Genomic DNA, 17,520 nt, shown 5'->3' with positions numbered 1-17,520 from the left:
TGGGTTCTCTCCTTCTAATTATTCGTATTGATTAGCGTATCTTTAAGTAATACCGGCAGTTCTTTGATTTGATATTTTTGCTTGCTTAACCACACTGTTAATAGACGTTCTGCAAAAAAACCTACTGCTCTTTGACTATATGAATCATATCCCGAATTATCAAACGCCTCGGCCGCCGGAATGATAATCGAAAACAACCATTCACAATATTGATTAAATATATATCTAGGCATGACAAACATATTAAACGGAAAAAAAACCACGCCATGCATTACATTGTAAAAAGGCTCCAAATATGTTGGTTGATTTTTTTCGATACTTTTTTCTATAAGCATATATGCATTTGAAAAAGCCTCTTCATCAATACTCTCCCGAATATTTTCCGCATTGCTGACCTTTCCTGAGGTTACCGCGCCAGCTACCAGAATATCATATTGCTTTAGGTGCTTGTCCATCTGTTCTCTCGTAATAATGTCATGCGTCTTGTCATCCAAGAAATAACGACGGTAATGATTGATACCCACGTATTTTGTAGAAGTATTTTTCCATATCCAATATATTCCGGTACATTCATTAATCTTTCCATTGAGCCTTCGAATATTATCTCCATTTTCTACATAGGCCTCAATCCATCGCGAATGGTCATCACCAACCCATAATGGCGAAAAAAACTCTTGTTCAGGCACCATAAAATTCACATGGGTTATGACATACATCGTGACATCAGTTTTTCGAACAAAGCATATGCAACTTAAATCCAATCTAGAGACTTCTTCTCTTTCATGGGATTTAAGAGACTCAATAACCTGAGTTGAACCTGCCTCTACAGATTTAGGCATAAAAATATATGCATATTTATGAGTATCTTTTAAGGCTAATACATTTTTTCCAAGAATAATAGCTTGGTTGCTTTCACGTTCATATGACAGTTGAATATGCGCATAGGATTTACCTTTAACATTTGTCATCGTTAATACGCCGTGTTGCGCCAAGTATCGTTGTGGATCACTAAGCGAATGAATCTGGTATTGGCAAATCACTTCAATCAATGACCTCGCTTCCCACGAGACTTCACCAAAGTACTTTTTATCACTTATAATTTTCTCAGGTTGAATCTCACAGCTATTGCATAACTGTTCAAATATCTCCGATGCCGCCCCATAGCCCGCACAAATCACGACATAATCATACTCCCATTGACAAATCTTAGAAGGTTGAATGTATTGAATCTCTGGATGCTCCTTTAAAGGATGTTGTATGTGGTTATCAGATACACCGACTACATTGTCCCACTGAAATTGATTTTGTCGATTTTTAAATATTTGTCCTAAGCCAAAAATAATGATTTTCTTATTCTTCATAAAAATAGCCTCACATTTCAGTTGCTGTCATTGGGGTTTCCCTGACATACGTAAAATTTCTTCAGATAACTCATATTGATTGATGCCCATACTTTGCAGTTGAATAATTATCTCTTCATAATATGCACTACAGATAATGACCACATTATTTTTTTGCTCGCTCTGAGCTAACATCTTTGGTTCACAAATCAATATTCCGTATTTTTGTGTCCCCCAAAGCTTCGAATTATTATCCACAATATAATGGGGTCTATATTCTTCTCCAAAAAACTTCATATAAACATCTAACATTTTCCCTGCGCCAAAAACAACTCTAGTATGCTCTTTATATTTTTTTAGACGCTCTTCATATAAAATAACCGTTGAGAAATGCACACCTATTTTAAATAGGAATTTTAGAAGTTCCGTCTGTAATATTCCAGGCATTGAAGTAAATAGCTTATACGTCTCAAAACTTAATACACCGCTATATTTTATCTGACGCAACGCAACTAAGAAACCACTCCAATCCGTATTGGAAAAATTATGCTCTTGGTGGGTAAAACAATATGGCATCTGATGTAAATCACGAGCCCCATCATTATCATGTATATGAACAACTTTTAAGTAGTCTCCTAACTTAAGAATCTCTTGCTCAAAATTATGCTTAAGTATATTGGCATGTCCAATATCAAAGCAAGCACCAAAGCAAGCATGTCCCAATTTTTGGTTAAGACGTTCGATATAGTTTACAATATCTTGCGCCCTTGAACAGGCACCCTCTTGTAAGATGTTTTCTTTTCTATATGGAACGTTTTCTATACATATCGTTACGTCATGCTCCATCGCATAAGCACCTACACGTGTGAACAACTCCATATTTAACGCAAACTCTTCATCTTTTGTTGTCTTATCCGCTGTATTGAGGGCATGGACAACCAAAAAAGGACTCTCAAGAACTTTACAAATATCGACACTTTGTTTGAGCACATCTACAATATACTCTAATGTGTACCCCTGTTGATGGCTTCGTACATATTCTTGTTCATGCTTTAATACAGGTGCATGAACTTGAGCAAACGTAATCTCATGTCTTTTTGCGCATGCTATATGTTTTTGATAATACTGTGTATTTGTCAGTGCGCCTTTTTGATGTAGTATATCATAATCTACACATGTTATACCGCTTGATTTGATGGTTTTATAACCTTCTTCTATGGCATTTTCTTTTATAATTCCTCGAGATTGAATTCCAATTTTTAGCATATTTCTCCTTCATAATCCTTTGTTTTTAACGCATCAATGAACATAATATGCTTAAACTTTAACTGTATCAAATACTTTTCAATTTCCGGATACAATTTTTTTGATGTTGCTACAAGAATCAACGCGTCTTCATTATATTCTATATATTTTGTAATTTCTTTGACACGATACGTATACATTCTTTCATTCACTTTTGCCTTTGATACAGCTATCCCCAATATGGGAACAGAATGCTTCATCGCTTCCAAAAACACTTTTTGAGCGACCATGCCAGCACCATATATTATAATCTCTTGGTTATCCGCAAGTTTGTCAAATGCATATGTATCTGCACAATTATATATATTAAAATGCTCCCATTGAAATTGGACAATCGGATCTTCAAAATTCAACGTTGGCATCCCAAGTGACTTCATCCGTATTCGCATGTGATGTAAATATTTATTTTCAAGGTATTTTTCAATATATGGATTCATATCATGCTTATGATCTCGGATATATCTTTTCCAAAATTCCAGTGAATCTAGATAGCCATAAAATATACTCTTTATATGGTTCTGGCTATGCTTTCCATGCATGATAGAACCCTCTCGGATACGATAATAATAAAAAGCCTGGTCTAGGAACATAATAGCCTCTGCCTGTAGCAGTGTTTTGAAGCAAAATGGTACATCTTCATGTAAGATTCCCTCCATGAAGGTTATCCCCTTCTCCAACAAAAAACTACGACGGTATATTTTATTCCAAACCGCAACCATCAGTTCACTGTCTTTAAGCAATTGTTTAAATGCCTCTTCTGCCCCAAGCACCCTTTCATCAGGAGATTTAACAGATGCTTTTAGGTGTGTTATAATCTCTTTTTTTGACCCTTTATCTTCAAACCTACATGTATTAAAAGCTATAATATCAACCTTTGTCTGTTCGAGTGATGCTTTAATCTGTTCGACAAACGTCGGTCCCATATAATCATCGGAATCTAAGAAGACAAGGAATTTACCTTTCGCTTGCTTTATTCCTTGATTTCTCGAATAGGATAACCCTCTATTTTTTGCATTACGTATAATATTCATCTTAGGAAACTGCTGCTTATATTCTAATAAAATCGAATAGGACTCATCTGTTGACTGATCCTCGACACAGATGATCTCACATTGATCATCTATTTGATTCAAAACGCTTTCTAGACATTGTGCTAGATAGTCTTTAACATTATATACTGGAATAATAAAGGATAGTAGCACTTCCTGATTTAGCTTCATGGGATATACCTCGATCTCTTATGCTTTGATGTAATTGAAAAATCCATATTGATGGATATGTTTTATAATATCTTGATGATATTTTTTGCTTGTAGCAATCACCACAAGTGATGTAGCGGCCAATTCTTTTATCTGTTGGCATGTATGTATTTGATGCCCATAAAAATACCGTTTTTCATTTGTCTTTGCTGAAACCACAACTTTTGATACTGAAATATCATGTCGGTTAAATAGATGAAGAATCTCTTCAGCCATTTGTCCCGTTCCATATAAGATAATCTGTTCATATGCTTGACATTGCTTTTTCACTTGGTATAGAAGGCGCTCATATGCATGTTCATCAATACCATTTAATGATATTAATGTGTGCATATGCTGTAAAATCACTTCATCCTTTAAAAGTTCTGTATGCATGGACAATCGCTTAATCTGTCCAGCTAACTTCATCAAATACTTATGAATAGCTTCATTGGTTTTTTCCATAAAGTGATGCGTAAGCCAATACTCTAATACCTGCCGATAAACAACAAGTATCGATTCCAGTCGATATGCTTCTTGCTTCATCGTCATTGTAGAACCTTCACGCAAACGTCTTATAAAGTATCGTTGCTTAATGCATGCAGTTTTTTTAGCTTCAAGTATTCCTATAAATGAAAACAATTCATCTTCATGTATAATTCCTTCCCAAAAGCTTAGTTCAATACTGTCAATAAAGTTTTTGCTCCAAAATTGCCTAGGCGGACTTGCCGACCATTCATTATTTTCAATAAATTTTTGGAACAGTTTCTCACCGCTTCCTTCTTCATATGTATGGGAACGTTCGCTTTGATATGTCATAAATTTTTTTTCCAACGTTTCACTTTCAAAAATTAACTGTGCATCAAAGAAAATCACTTCAAGAGAACGGCTTTTTGCATAAGAATATAGCTTTTCCATGGCATCATGTTCAATGAAATCATCTGAATCAAGAAAGTAGATATACTCTCCTGTAGCTTTTTGTATTCCAACATTTCTAGAATAGGACTGCCCTAAGTTCTTGGCGTTTTCAATGACAGTAATGCGCTGATCGTCTATCTGATGGCGACGAAGCACTTCAAGGCTTTGGTCCGTTGAATAATCATCAATACAAATAATTTCAAGATCTTCTAATGATTGATTTCTGACACTTTCAATACATGTATCTAAATATTTATCCACATTGTATATTGGTATGATTATACTTACTTTTGCCATTTTTATCTCCTTGTTATCATTGTTTCAATATTGGATTTATACATCAATAAGTATATTCCAAAATTCCATTTTCTCAGGATGAATAATCATATAATTATTCAATCCCCTCTCCTTTAAAGCATCAATAACTTCTGATATGTTAGATTTAAACAATGCAATGAGAACTATTGTATTATTGATTTCTTCTCGTTTTGTCTCCAAAGCTCTAACTTTAATACCATTAATAATTGGAAGGTTATCACTTATATTTGTAACGATATATTCCTTTAATGTATTACATCCAGATTTTTTTATAAATTCAGCAGTTCTCATTCCAACTTTTCCTGCTCCAAAAATATATACTGCTTCAAACGCATCAATTGTTTTCAAAAAATCATCCGCTTCTTTTTTGATGGATTCAATATATTCTTTTGCTTGATTTCCAAATGCAAACATTTTTTTTTCTTCGTGTGACATAAGAATATTTAGTTCATGCGCAAGTTCAATAGCTTCTATATCTTCTTGATATATCAATTTATATAAATACGGTTTTAATGCACCTTCTAATGAAAACTTTACATTTTCATATAATTTTGAAAAATCATTCTTTAACGCTATTTCCAAAACATCTCGTATTCCTCTTCCATAATCAACAACCATTTTTTTATCCATTGATAAGCGTTTATGTCCTACACGATATGTATAAATGATCTCAGAAACAGCATAAAATTTCTCTGCTGCTATCATTGTATCTACAAAAAAAGGTGGATCTTGGTAACGTACGTAATTTGGGAACTTTAAATTATGCTTTAATAAAAACTCTCTCTGATATATAAACCGAGTAAATCCGGACTGAAACTGATAATCTTCGTAATTCACCCAACCAGATTTCTCAAACGCCATATCTTTCAACCATCCATAATATTTTTTGATAATTTTACCATTATCAAATTTACACATTCCTCCTCCACAAACATATGCTTTGTGCGACTTCGCCGTCTTGTAAAGTGTTTTAAGCGCCTCATTTGAATAGAAAAAATCATCACTGTCCATGAAGAAGATAAACTCGCCTAATGCTTGTGCTATCCCTATATTTCTTGCAACTCCAACACCTTTGTGTTCTTGTTCAATCAATTTTATATTGCTATGTTTACATATAAATTCTTTTACAATATGTACCGTGCAATCTGTCGACCCATCATCTATGCATACAATTTCTACCTCTTTAAGCGTTTGTTCTAGAACGCTAGTTAAAGACGCACTAATGTACTCCTGTCGATTGTGCATTGGAAGAATAACACTAATTTTATATGTTGTATTATTATTCATGTACACTCCTATATTCTTTTTCTAATATTTTTGCTTGTTGACGAATATCATATCCAGCTTCTGCAATAATTTTATCTGCATCTATTCTTCTATTATTTCCTTGATGATTTAGTATTTCTTTAACCCACATGTGCTCTTTAAGCGGAAGAAACTTCATATTGTTCATAAGATCAACCTCTTTTGTGACCAAATCACTTACTATAGTCTCTAGCCCATTGGCTTGAGCTTCAACAAGTGTTAACGGAAGTCCTTCAAAGCGTGAAGGCAAGACAAACAAATCCATTGCAGATAAATAATGTTGTATATTCTCTGTCCAATCAACTAAGATAATCTGCGAACTCAAATTTCTCTCTTCAATCATATCCACAATTATATTATATGTTGTTCCTGATCCAATCATAAAAAGTACAATATCTTTTCGTAATTGAAATATTTCCTCGAATATTTCAATTAGAAACTCTTGATTTTTTTGATATGAAAATCGACCTATATGTCCAATAACAAATTTGTTGTCTATATTATATTTGCTTCTAATATATTCTCTATTTTCTTTACAGTATTTATATTTATCTGTATCAATGGCATTTTTCATAATCTTTATTCTGCTAGGTTCAATTTGCTCGCCAAACATCCATTGACTCGCTTTCTTTGAACATGCCCAAAAATCTGTAGCATCTTGCATTGAAAACTTTTTTTTATTTTCTTCGTGCAATAATTTCAAGTCTTCATCTGCTTGTTTACCAAAAAGCTCCATACCACTGCTATGGGAATGTAAAATTACTTTTTTTACTTTTTTTTTCATTGCCAGTTGCTCAATTCTATATCCTAGTAGATATGAACTATGTAGGTGTATAACATCATAGTCCTTGTCAAGTATCTCTAGGATTTCTTGATCAAATAATGCTTTGTTTTCTCTCTCAGTTGTTGAAAATAATCTAACACCGTAGTTGTTTTCTTTTATTTGATTATGGTCAATTAACTTTTTATTTCTTGTTAAAAAGTCAATTTCCATATCTGCTTTATTCATGTAATTTAAATGGCTAAAAATATATTGATATATTCCACCTTCGATTCCAAATGCAGGTACTTCAAGAATTTTAAGCATAATATTCTCCTATTAAGACACTTTTTGGTTAATTACTATTCTTTCATGATGCATCTCGAAAACTCTCCTATTGTCTCTGCTTCTAATGCTTCACCAATATCGATGCTTATATTGAATTCATTTTCTACGGTCACTAAAAAGGTCATCTGAACAACGCTGTCCCATTCAGGTAGATCACTAAACTTTGTTTGATTATTGATGACTATATTGGTCTCAAGGATTGAGTTGATAATGTCATTTAATTTTTCTACTATATTCATCATTATTGCCCTTTCACTATTGTCTGAACTGTTTGATTCATGTTCTTATATTTTGACACTTCAATTTCCCATGTTATTGGTCCACTATTTAAATCCTTTGATGCAAAGCCCATGCTCTTATATATATCTTTTACCAAAGCATTTCTTGCCGTGGGTATATAAGTTCCAACAATTTTTTTACAACCTTTTTCTTTAGCAACTTGATAGATATAATCCATTATAGCAAACTCCACATTTTTCTTAATGGCACGGCAACTCATCACAAAATCTTCAACATACAGTATGCGCTTATCAACAGATACCATAATGATAACTATAAGACCATAATCTCCGAACCGATCTTTTAGCTCGCCAAAATAGCACCTTCGATTATTCTCTTGAACATGGAGTATAAATTCTTGTTGCGTGTAGCGTTGAGTTAACAAATTAAATTGATTACTTTTATTAAGTAATTGGACAATTCTATCTATATTGGTTCCATCAAAAGTTTGGATGTTGAGTGTCAGTTCCAAATCCCGAAGGAAATCGTGATAGTGAATATGTTGTCGCTGCTGCTTTTGACGATCGGCATTCGCCTTATAGGACTGTTTGCGAACTACATCTTCTTTGGTCAGCTGGGTCACTTCAAAGTAATGCCCATTATTGATATACTTAATAAACTCTTCCGGCTTATTCCCATCAATCACAGTTACATCTGTGTGCATGACAAGAGCTCTCTCTGTAGGATTATCATCTACAAATAAAAAGTGTTCCTTGCCTAATTGAAGCTCTTGAGCGATCTTTTCAATGTTTTCATCTTTTCGATTCCAATTGGCGTAGATGCACTCAAAGTCTTTGGCTTCTAGTGCATTTGATGTATTTGCCAATCCCTCAAAAAAATCGCATTCATTGTTTTTTGATGCCACGGATAAGACGATTCCATATTGGGATAATTTTTTCAAATAATGCTGCCACTCATAAAAACTATAGCCAATTCCTGTATCTGTACTCATCTTAAGGTTATTCGCACCATCTTCTCCCACAATGCCTTTCCACAGCGTATTATCTGCATCAAGAATGATGCCTCGCTTATTTTTTCCGTAAAGAGATTTTATGATTGAAACTAAACTATAACAAAATTCCGGAATTGCATTAATATTTAATGCATATTTATAGTAATACCAATATTTAGGTTCTTGCCAACGTTCCAATCCATATCTTGCAGAAAGTCCGTCAACATCATGTATATAGAAATGCCCATTATCTTGACTATATTTATACATCAATCCATTTAACCTATAAATAAAATTTGACTCACCATGGATGTTGGATATATCACTATTGCCCATTATTTGATACATTGGACGTTCAAAGTTATTCTGAATAATTATACAATTAAACATTTCTTTTAGTTTCGTCCACATTGCCGTGTATCGCTCAAACTCCATATCTAGTTTTTCTTCTATATGTTCTTTTGTATCCTTTATTGTAGGTTTTGAAAGGATATTTCGTGAAGAAGTATGTATAAAGACAATATCCGGCTTAAATTGTTCTAGTCGTTGACTCTCAAACATAACTTCTTCATAGTATTGATTAAAACCTGATATGTAAAATTCAGGCTTTAATCCACAATCAAGTAAAAATAATTCAATGAAATCCACAATGTGGTTAACGGTACTCCCAGCTAAAACCGCAACCTTAATGAAGGTATATGTTTTATTTTCACATATAAGTTCTTGTCGGATTTTTGTCTTATGCTTGATTAAATATTGGCTGTCAAACGGATAGTTCAAACTTTTCATATTAATTCACCCTTGTTAGTTTTGCATAATCTCCACAGTACGTTGCACCTAAACTTTCTAAAAGTTTTGCACGTTTTTTATCAAAAACTTGTGTAAATACCTTTTTCCCTTCGCCCAATAAGTCATTGACAATATAGCTCTCTAGGTAAAAGCTATATCCTTTATTGACATATGCTTTATCGACAATCATTCCACTGGTTACGGCTACATATTCACTTTCTGCATATGTAGCAATATGCGCGATGACTTTCTGTGCATCTTTGATTACATAACTTCGTCCTTTAGCTGACGCAATCCGCTCCGATAACTGTTGTTCTAATGTTTTGATTTCATAATTGTTCTTAAAGGTTTGGTCTGAAAGAATCAACTCCGCTATTGCTCTTGCATCTGCTTTTGTGGCCCGTTCTATCTTCACCGGTGATTTTGCAATACGATAACTTTCATATTGATAATTCATACCTTCTACATATTCATGTGTGCCATTATTCATCATTTTATTGTGAAGCATCGTAAGGGTATTCTTCGTTCCCGTAATCATCTTGACATCTTCATTCTTTAAAAAGGATAGTAAGTTTGCCTCATCCTCTGAATGCACTTCACCTGCAATTTGAATACTATCATAATATTTCATTATCACACATTTAAATTCATCGCCTATCCTATAAAAAGAAACATTCGGATCTGTATTTCCATATGTAATGGCATCAATGTAAATATAAAAGCAATTGGAATAATTTTGGCCAAGGTGTTGTAAGAGTTGATCAAATTCATTATCTACAATTCTATTTATCATTTTTTTCCTCATTTACATTTTTATAGCTTCTTAATGCATCAATAAGTTTCTGGTTATCCACTTCTTCTCTTACTGCAAGGCGAATATACTGATTCCCAGTTATCCCTTCTTTCCCTGATAAGTCTTTAATAAGAATCGATTTTTCTTTAACCAGGTAATTGGCAAGCTCTTTTGCAATAACACCTTCACTTAATCTACACATGATATAATTGGCCTGTGATGGGAACGTCTCAATGTAATCAATCGTTTCAAGCTGAGTAGCAAACATTTTTCTTAAGCAACTGATTTGGGTACATGAATGTACATATTCTGTTTGATATAAATCCATGATTTGCATAAAGTATTCTGCAAATGAGTTAATATTCCAAATTGATAATTCCTCTTTGATACTATTTAATACCGCTTGGTTTGATGTTAAAAGAACTCCCAGTCTTAATCCAGGTACACCATAAGATTTTGAGATACTTTTGATAACAATTAAGTTCGAGTAACGTTGAATAATCTTATCATCAATAAGCGTATACTTTATCTCTTCTTCTGCAAAATCGACAAACGATTCATCCACAATACATACTACGCCCTGTTTTTGACACGCTTCAACGATTTCAAGTAGATCTTGCTGATGTAAAAAACTTCCTGTCGGATTATCTGGATTTACAATCACCAAATAATCTGTCTTTGGAATGGCTTCCATGATTTTTTGCTTGTCCATTTTAAAATTATTTTCGTGGGTAAGCAGCGCATGAACTTTACAATGTTTAAAGCATCGTATATATTCATGGAAAACAGGTGTACATAATGCGACGGTTCCTTTCGCCTCTTGTCCCAGATAATTAATTAACTCAGCAGCCCCATTACCTACAATAATGGTGTCTTCATCCACGCCAAAAATTTTGGCTGCAAGTGCATTTTGAATATTTAGTCCTGAAGGGTATGTTCGAATAAGCGTATCAAAAAAATATTTTATTTGATCATTCATTTTATTGGTTGGAAAATACGGATTAACCAAATAGCAAAAATCAATTAGTTTTGGGAATCTCCAAAATCCACCATATCGATGATCATAAGCCTCAAATTCCTGTCCTTCTTTTCCAAATAGCGCATTAGCAACAGCTAAGTCTTGTGGATCGTCAATTTCATACCAGCGCACATCGTCAAGTAAAAAGGCTTTGAGTTTTGTACGTTTAACATGTGCTATAATTCTTAATACTGATTCATAGTATTGATTTTTTCCATAGGCTAGAATGTAGGTCGATAAAAAGGGAAGATATTGCTGACTTACGAATTCTTTCGAGAATTTATATATATTGACTGTTTTATAATAACCGTCTGCAACATCGAACTGAAAATCTTTCTTTTCAATAAATTCTACAATATTACATTCTGCATCAATTCGTGTCACTGTTCCATCCATCCAATGCTCATATTTTGCAACAGCAACTAAATCCGACTCCGGTTGTTCGACCATATCTTTAATAACATTCTTATCAAATACTAAATCAGACTCTAATAAAATCGTATCATCCTTTTTCAACTCTTCACTAGCTAGATGAAGTGAGTATATATTATTCGTATGCGCATAATCTATATTTTCAATAAAAACAAATTCTATATCTGTATAAGTTGTTTGCAAATATTCTTTTAGAGATTTTCCTTGGTATCCAAGCACAATGATAAACTTATATATCCCTGCTAGTCGTAGCGAATCAATAATACGATCAACAATTTTTTTATCACCGACCTCCATCATACACTTGGTTTGATCTTGGGTGTGTTTTCCCATACGCCGGCCAAATCCAGCGGCTAACATCATTGCTTGCATTCTCGTTCCTCCTACAATTGTATTTCTGATACCGGATGTATTTTTCGGTCCTTAACGGGTGGTTGTTGCATATAGTCTCCATATGTAAATGTGAGATAGGCATCCGCCTCTTTTATGCCATATAATTTGTGTCCTTCAAAATTATATGCTGCTAACTGTTGATACCATTCACGCTTATATCCATAGACTTTATTCGGAGAAGGAAACATAAGCATCCGAACATATTTTGTCTTTTTAGCATTACTCTTTTTCTCAAACGCATATAAAGCCTTCTTAATAGATTGTTCAGGAATCCGATTTAATCCCTTAAAAACCATTCGATTCAACCATTTTTTATCCGTTTTCTTTCCAACCTCTGACCAAAGTATCTTGCGTATAGAAAAGCATAACTTATCATGAATCCATCGAACCCAATATTTGTCCGGTATATTATCCATGGGAAATATATCAATAAACACACCTTGCTCATAGGGCATGTGTTCTTGTCCGTCTCGCATAAACACAGTATCTTTTCTTCGAATTTTACCATAGCCCCATCGATAGCCTTTAGTATTTCTATAATCTTGAAAATAATAGTAGTTTGTGTTTAATTCTGTTTTGCATATTTCTCTAAAGCGTTCATATTCTTCACGCAACATACCGATGTCAGCGTCGTCATCCCAAGGTATAAAACCTCCATGGCGAACGGCTCCTAACATCGTTCCGGCAATCATTGTATATTTTATTGAATGTTTTTTACATATACGATCCACTTCAAGAAGCATCTCTAATTCTATCTGCTGAAGTTTCTTTAATTGTTCTTGTGTCAATTCAATCATTCTATATCCTCCAAGCTACGATGTTCTAAAAACTTTTCCATCAATGTTGCCATTGCAATGGATTCTTCTTGTGTCAACCGATCCTTTATGTGCTTAGAGCGTCCATTAATCCGCTTCACTAAATCGCTAATTTCGTAGCGTAAGCCATCACCTAAAAATTTTGTCTTGATGTATTCATTTTGGGATGTATCTTCAAAGCATATTTCAAACCCTTTTGTTAACCACCATGGCGATTTGACTAAAATATATCCTTTGGTCCCCGATATTAGCAACTGCCCTTCGGACTTAATGCCTAATCCGGTTTTAGATGTAGCCAACGCATTTTTATAATAAAAATAAGCTTTTGTGTATATATCCAGTCCATTTTCCGACTTCAAACTCTCAAAATGTACATTCTCATAATTGCAGCCCATCAGTTTAATAATCGGCAACAAGGTATATGATGCTAATTCTGTAAATGATCCACCATATTTTTGATCTGTCAGTTCACGACAATCTGTCGGCACTAGTTTGGTAAAGCAGGCTTCAACATCACGAATATTTCCAATAATACCACTTCTGGCAACACCAATAAGCTGTACAAATCCAGGCGCATAAGCCGTTTTTATACCTTCCATCAAGACCAAATTCTTCTCTTTAGCCAAGGCATAGGCGTTAATGGCCTGCTGTGAAGATAAACACAATGGTTTTTCACATAGGACATGCTTACCATGGTTTAATGCATCAAGAATATATGTATAGTGTGTTTCATGGGGAGATGCTATATTAACCGCATCAACATTTTCATAAAATTCCTCTAACTGATCCGTTGCCAAATCGAGTTCAAACATTTTCTTATAGGCTTTGGCACTGTTCAAATTTGGATTATACACAGCGTTCAAATTAATACCACTAACATATTTTAACTCATCGGGAAAACGCTTTGCAATTCTTCCCGTTCCAATCATCCCCAACTTGATAATTGGAAAACGTGAATCTCTTAACATAGTACTTGATACATATTTCGTTCGCTCCAAATAAATAACTTCACAATATTCTCTCAAAAAATCAAATGTTCCAATCCAGTCAGAACCAACGGTAAAGATATCTATTTTATATTTAATGATGTCTTCAAGTTTTTGTCCGTCATGATCTTCAATAATGATTTCATCTGCAAATCCTGAATTCTTGACATTTTCAATCCGATCAAGCAAGGAATCGATAACATTCATTTTACCGCGCTGCATATCATAGTATTCTGTTGTAATCCCCACAATCAAATAATCGCCCAACTCTTTAGCTCGTTTTAAAAGATTATAATGCCCTTCGTGGAATAGATCAAACGAACCATATGTAATTACTTTTTTCATCCTCTATTCCTTTCTTTTAACTTTGATTAAAAATAGTCGTTGCCCGTATCACACTATTTGTAATGACCCCTTCAACACCTAATGTTTTAACCCAGCGAAGATCATCTTCTGTATTAATATTCCACACCTGCACTTTAATCTTACTCTTATGACAAGCTTCTAAGAATCCGTGATGCTTTAAATGCATCGGCAATACATGTAGGATTATTTCACTTTGCTCTTCATTAAAGTCACATGCCGGAATAATATCTTTTGTATATAAATAGGCTACCTTCGCTTTTTTATCCAGTGCTTTTATTTTATTCATCGATTGATGATTGAACGACGAATAAAGTACACGCTCTTGCATTCCCATTGCCTGAGTTAGTTGGATAACTTTTTCTTCTAAGCCCTGGTATGGGATGTGATTGTTCTTTAATTCTACATTTATATACATGCGTGTGTTTTTTATAAATGCATATACCTGCTCAAGGGTCAAAATCGACACCTTTCCATATTCTGGAAATCGTTGATTGAAATTAAACTTTTTCAACGCATTAAGCGTATAGTCCTTAACGTATCCACTTCCATTACTTACGCGGTCAATCGTCTCATCATGAATAATAACAATCTCACCATCTTTTGTCAATTGAACGTCTAGTTCTATCCCATCAGCGCCGTGCTCATAGGCCAATTCAAAAGCCGGCATTGTATTTTCCGGTGCATAGGACATAAGCCCTCGATGCGCCCATATTTTTGTTTGATGGTATTGATTTTTTTGTAGTTTTTCTTCTCCTAGCGTCTGCTTGTAGACTTTTTTCTTGACACAATCAATCATTCGGCTTTCTCCAGCTCCAAAACGAACTAGATGCAACTTTTTTTGATCAACATCTACAATCATCGTCTCCCATAAGTCTTGAGATACATGGTTCATCATGCGCTTGGGAACATGCACCCCTTCTGGTTTTTTATCATTGAAGGCTTCACATTTATTACATGCAATAGATACTATAGGAAAACTACAGCCCTCATAGATATAATCTGCGTGAGTATGTCCATAAAAAAGTCCAAGAATATGATAGGTATCACGCATATTATATTGTTCAAGAATTTCTATTAATTTGTCCCCATTACGAATACACTCACTCCAATAATCCAATTGGGCTATCGGTGCGTCATGGGAAAAAATCAAAATATTCCCTCCATTTTCCATGCTCTCTAAAGATGCTTGTAGCCACTGAAGTTCTTCTTCAAAATACCCATAGCGAACAGGTTGTGAAGCATTAAATGACGACAAAAAAAAGCATCTTAAGTGTTGCATTTCAAAGTCAACATAATAATAAGGCTTGGTCGTTTCTATTTTTTTCAAGTATAGGTCAATCTGTTCTTGTTCACTCAATATATCTGGATTTCCATGGAAGTAATTTGTATCATGATTTCCGATGACAACATACAAAGGAACTTGACATTGTTCCATATCATCGATAACTTTACTTGCATAGTAGCTTGTGACTTTGGCTGAGGTCAATCCATCGGTCAAGTCTCCCAAATGAACAACTGCATCAAACCCACTTTTTTGGTGAACCGCTAACAGATTGTGTGCTGTGTCTTCCCATGTTCCGCCAACACAATAGTGGGTATCCGTAATCAAAGCTAAACTCAGTGGACGTCTTATCTGTCCAGTCTGCTGATTTATTCTTTGAGCCACACGTATGCATTCTTGCTCAAAGTATTTTTTTTCTTGGTATGCTGGCTTGACATATACAAACTGCAAACTCTGTGTTGCCTGAATAACATCCAAATAGTTCAGGCGACGCCTCTCTTTATGTTTAATGCATATTCGAAAGTAATATTCCTTATCAAAGACAAAGGAACGCGTTCCATACGATTGGGGCGATAGATTTTTTGTATATGTCGTCCAATTGCTTTCATTTTGATATTTGTATTCAACCATGTATTCTTGATTCAACCGTTTTGAATACAATGCAATGGCATATACATACTGATCGGAATCAAATAAGATTTTTGACCCTTTAGCACCATGATAGATAACTTCTGTTGCCATATGATACGGGGAATTTGGTAGAAGTTGCCCTTCTATTAGCGTTGTCCGTAAACCAAGGGTAAACTCCAAGGTCTGTCTCTCATCCATTTTATCGCTCCAATTCGCTTAGCATATTCTGTGCTAATCTATAATCTCCACACTTTTTGTAATATATTTTCGCATTTTTTATATCGCCTAAACATTGATAAATCACGCCCATATTGTAGTATGCCTTATAGGAGGTGATTCCTTCGGTATCGGCATAATCATATTGAGCCGTTTTATCAAATTCCTTGATGGCTTGATTAAACTCGCCATTGTTCATATATATCAATCCCATTAAAAACTTAAACTCTGGACGCCCTCCAAATTCTTGATAAATATTCTCAAACTGAAGTGCTTGCGCATATTGTTCTGAGTTAAGCAATGCATACCCATAAGTTTCAACTAAGTCAATCACAAACTCTGCCTCCGGATTTAAATCATGCTCCAACGCTCGTGAAAAAAATTGGCATGCTTTCAAGTAATCCGCCTGCATATAATAGGATTTACCTAGTTGATAAAGAACATATGGATCATCGCCTATTTCCTCTAAGTCTAAAAGCAATAAGCGAATGTTTCTTGACGTTTTTTCTTTTATGAACGTCACATCACCATCATAGCCCGTATGCTCTAAGACAACAGGAACAATGTATGTCGAATAATCTTCTCCATCTTTGCGAACGATTTGTTCATGTATTCTTCCTTGATATTTAAAGAACTTCCGATTAAAAATTCGACTAACCCGCTCTTGAATACGGTTCTTTTCCGAATTTCTCCAGAACGTATTGACACGCGTAATTCTTCCTACTTCATTTTTAGGTTCCCCAATAAGAGCAACCAATTGATCATACTGTAACTGTTTTACATATTCATCACAGTCAATCATCAAAATATAATCATTTGTCGCTTGTTCAATAGCAAAGTTACGGGCGCCGCTAAAGTCATCCGCCCATTCATAGTCAAATACACCGTTGGTGTATTGAAGGGCAATTTCTTTTGTGCGGTCTGTCGAACCTGTATCCACAACAATAATTTCAAAATTATAGGATTCCAGGCTTTTTAAGCATCGTTCAATATTTGTTTCTTCATTTTTTGCAATAATGCATACTGATATCATCGTC

14 protein-coding genes are annotated in these 17,520 nt (G+C 34.5%); all 14 read right to left on the bottom strand.

Annotated features, from left to right (window positions below):
* Positions 1 to 14: 14 nt before the first annotated feature.
* From QBE53_03170 to QBE53_03105, 14 genes are read right to left on the bottom strand one after another with little or no spacing between them, the layout of a single operon-like run.
* Positions 15 to 1,361: a DUF4422 domain-containing protein gene (locus QBE53_03170; GenBank protein WZL82123.1), complete on the bottom strand. Its 1,347-nt coding sequence runs from the start codon at positions 1,359 to 1,361 to the stop codon at positions 15 to 17.
* A 27-nt stretch (positions 1,362 to 1,388) separates the two neighbouring features.
* Positions 1,389 to 2,606, bottom strand: a complete 1,218-nt coding sequence (locus QBE53_03165; protein WZL82122.1) for a sugar phosphate isomerase/epimerase — start codon at positions 2,604 to 2,606, stop codon at positions 1,389 to 1,391.
* The gene (locus tag QBE53_03160; GenBank protein ID WZL82121.1) at positions 2,600 to 3,865 is read right to left on the bottom strand and encodes a glycosyltransferase; all 1,266 of its coding nucleotides are present in this window, start codon (positions 3,863 to 3,865) and stop codon (positions 2,600 to 2,602) included. Before QBE53_03160 ends, QBE53_03165 begins: the two co-directional genes overlap by 7 nt.
* 18 nt (positions 3,866 to 3,883) lie before the next feature.
* Positions 3,884 to 5,098: a glycosyltransferase family A protein gene (locus QBE53_03155; protein WZL82120.1), complete on the bottom strand. Its 1,215-nt coding sequence runs from the start codon at positions 5,096 to 5,098 to the stop codon at positions 3,884 to 3,886.
* A gap of 36 nt (positions 5,099 to 5,134) precedes the next feature.
* Complete coding sequence (locus QBE53_03150) at positions 5,135 to 6,406, bottom strand: glycosyltransferase (protein ID WZL82119.1); 1,272 nt, start codon at positions 6,404 to 6,406, stop codon at positions 5,135 to 5,137.
* On the bottom strand, positions 6,399 to 7,511 hold the full coding sequence (locus QBE53_03145) for a glycosyltransferase (protein WZL82118.1): 1,113 nt from the start codon (positions 7,509 to 7,511) through the stop codon (positions 6,399 to 6,401). The genes QBE53_03150 and QBE53_03145 overlap by 8 nt, the downstream gene beginning before the upstream one ends.
* A gap of 35 nt (positions 7,512 to 7,546) precedes the next feature.
* Complete coding sequence (locus QBE53_03140) at positions 7,547 to 7,774, bottom strand: acyl carrier protein (GenBank protein WZL82117.1); 228 nt, start codon at positions 7,772 to 7,774, stop codon at positions 7,547 to 7,549.
* Positions 7,774 to 9,552, bottom strand: coding sequence for an HAD-IIIC family phosphatase (locus QBE53_03135; protein WZL82116.1), 1,779 nt, complete (start codon positions 9,550 to 9,552; stop codon positions 7,774 to 7,776). The genes QBE53_03140 and QBE53_03135 overlap by 1 nt, the downstream gene beginning before the upstream one ends.
* Before the next feature lies 1 nt (position 9,553).
* On the bottom strand, positions 9,554 to 10,345 hold the full coding sequence (locus QBE53_03130) for a GNAT family N-acetyltransferase (protein ID WZL82115.1): 792 nt from the start codon (positions 10,343 to 10,345) through the stop codon (positions 9,554 to 9,556).
* Complete coding sequence (locus tag QBE53_03125; protein WZL82114.1) at positions 10,335 to 12,167, bottom strand: aminotransferase class I/II-fold pyridoxal phosphate-dependent enzyme; 1,833 nt, start codon at positions 12,165 to 12,167, stop codon at positions 10,335 to 10,337. The genes QBE53_03130 and QBE53_03125 overlap by 11 nt, the downstream gene beginning before the upstream one ends.
* 11 nt (positions 12,168 to 12,178) lie before the next feature.
* Positions 12,179 to 12,985 carry a LicD family protein gene (locus QBE53_03120; protein WZL82113.1) on the bottom strand — a complete coding sequence of 269 codons (807 nt, stop codon included), beginning with the start codon at positions 12,983 to 12,985 and terminating at the stop codon, positions 12,179 to 12,181.
* Positions 12,982 to 14,334 carry a Gfo/Idh/MocA family oxidoreductase gene (locus tag QBE53_03115; protein WZL82112.1) on the bottom strand — a complete coding sequence of 451 codons (1,353 nt, stop codon included), beginning with the start codon at positions 14,332 to 14,334 and terminating at the stop codon, positions 12,982 to 12,984. The genes QBE53_03120 and QBE53_03115 overlap by 4 nt, the downstream gene beginning before the upstream one ends.
* 16 nt (positions 14,335 to 14,350) lie before the next feature.
* Complete coding sequence (locus QBE53_03110; protein ID WZL82111.1) at positions 14,351 to 16,465, bottom strand: glycerophosphodiester phosphodiesterase family protein; 2,115 nt, start codon at positions 16,463 to 16,465, stop codon at positions 14,351 to 14,353.
* Position 16,466: 1 nt separating this feature from the next.
* A complete protein-coding gene (locus QBE53_03105; GenBank protein WZL82110.1) occupies positions 16,467 to 17,516 on the bottom strand; it encodes a glycosyltransferase in 1,050 nt (349 codons plus the stop codon).
* Positions 17,517 to 17,520 lie beyond the last annotated feature (4 nt).

Source organism: Vallitaleaceae bacterium 9-2, from assembly GCA_038396585.1.
GTDB lineage: Bacteria > Bacillota > Clostridia > Lachnospirales > Vallitaleaceae > UBA1351.
Note: the sequence above shows the minus strand (reverse complement) of the source record. Positions and strands in the feature narration are given on the sequence as shown.

Excerpts from the sequence above, each read along its gene's own strand:
- QBE53_03130 (WZL82115.1), bottom strand. The coding sequence starts at position 10,345 with ATGATAAATAGAATTGTAGATAATGAATTTGATCAACTCTTACAACAC.
- QBE53_03115 (WZL82112.1), bottom strand. The coding sequence starts at position 14,334 with ATGAAAAAAGTAATTACATATGGTTCGTTTGATCTATTCCACGAAGGG.
- QBE53_03125 (WZL82114.1), bottom strand. The coding sequence starts at position 12,167 with ATGCAAGCAATGATGTTAGCCGCTGGATTTGGCCGGCGTATGGGAAAA.
- QBE53_03155 (WZL82120.1), bottom strand. The coding sequence starts at position 5,098 with ATGGCAAAAGTAAGTATAATCATACCAATATACAATGTGGATAAATAT.
- QBE53_03120 (WZL82113.1), bottom strand. The coding sequence starts at position 12,985 with ATGATTGAATTGACACAAGAACAATTAAAGAAACTTCAGCAGATAGAA.
- QBE53_03150 (WZL82119.1), bottom strand. The coding sequence starts at position 6,406 with ATGAATAATAATACAACATATAAAATTAGTGTTATTCTTCCAATGCAC.
- QBE53_03135 (WZL82116.1), bottom strand. The coding sequence starts at position 9,552 with ATGAAAAGTTTGAACTATCCGTTTGACAGCCAATATTTAATCAAGCAT.
- QBE53_03140 (WZL82117.1), bottom strand. The coding sequence starts at position 7,774 with ATGATGAATATAGTAGAAAAATTAAATGACATTATCAACTCAATCCTT.
- QBE53_03110 (WZL82111.1), bottom strand. The coding sequence starts at position 16,465 with ATGGATGAGAGACAGACCTTGGAGTTTACCCTTGGTTTACGGACAACG.
- QBE53_03165 (WZL82122.1), bottom strand. The coding sequence starts at position 2,606 with ATGCTAAAAATTGGAATTCAATCTCGAGGAATTATAAAAGAAAATGCC.
- QBE53_03105 (WZL82110.1), bottom strand. The coding sequence starts at position 17,516 with ATGATATCAGTATGCATTATTGCAAAAAATGAAGAAACAAATATTGAA.
- QBE53_03160 (WZL82121.1), bottom strand. The coding sequence starts at position 3,865 with ATGAAGCTAAATCAGGAAGTGCTACTATCCTTTATTATTCCAGTATAT.
- QBE53_03145 (WZL82118.1), bottom strand. The coding sequence starts at position 7,511 with ATGCTTAAAATTCTTGAAGTACCTGCATTTGGAATCGAAGGTGGAATA.
- QBE53_03170 (WZL82123.1), bottom strand. The coding sequence starts at position 1,361 with ATGAAGAATAAGAAAATCATTATTTTTGGCTTAGGACAAATATTTAAA.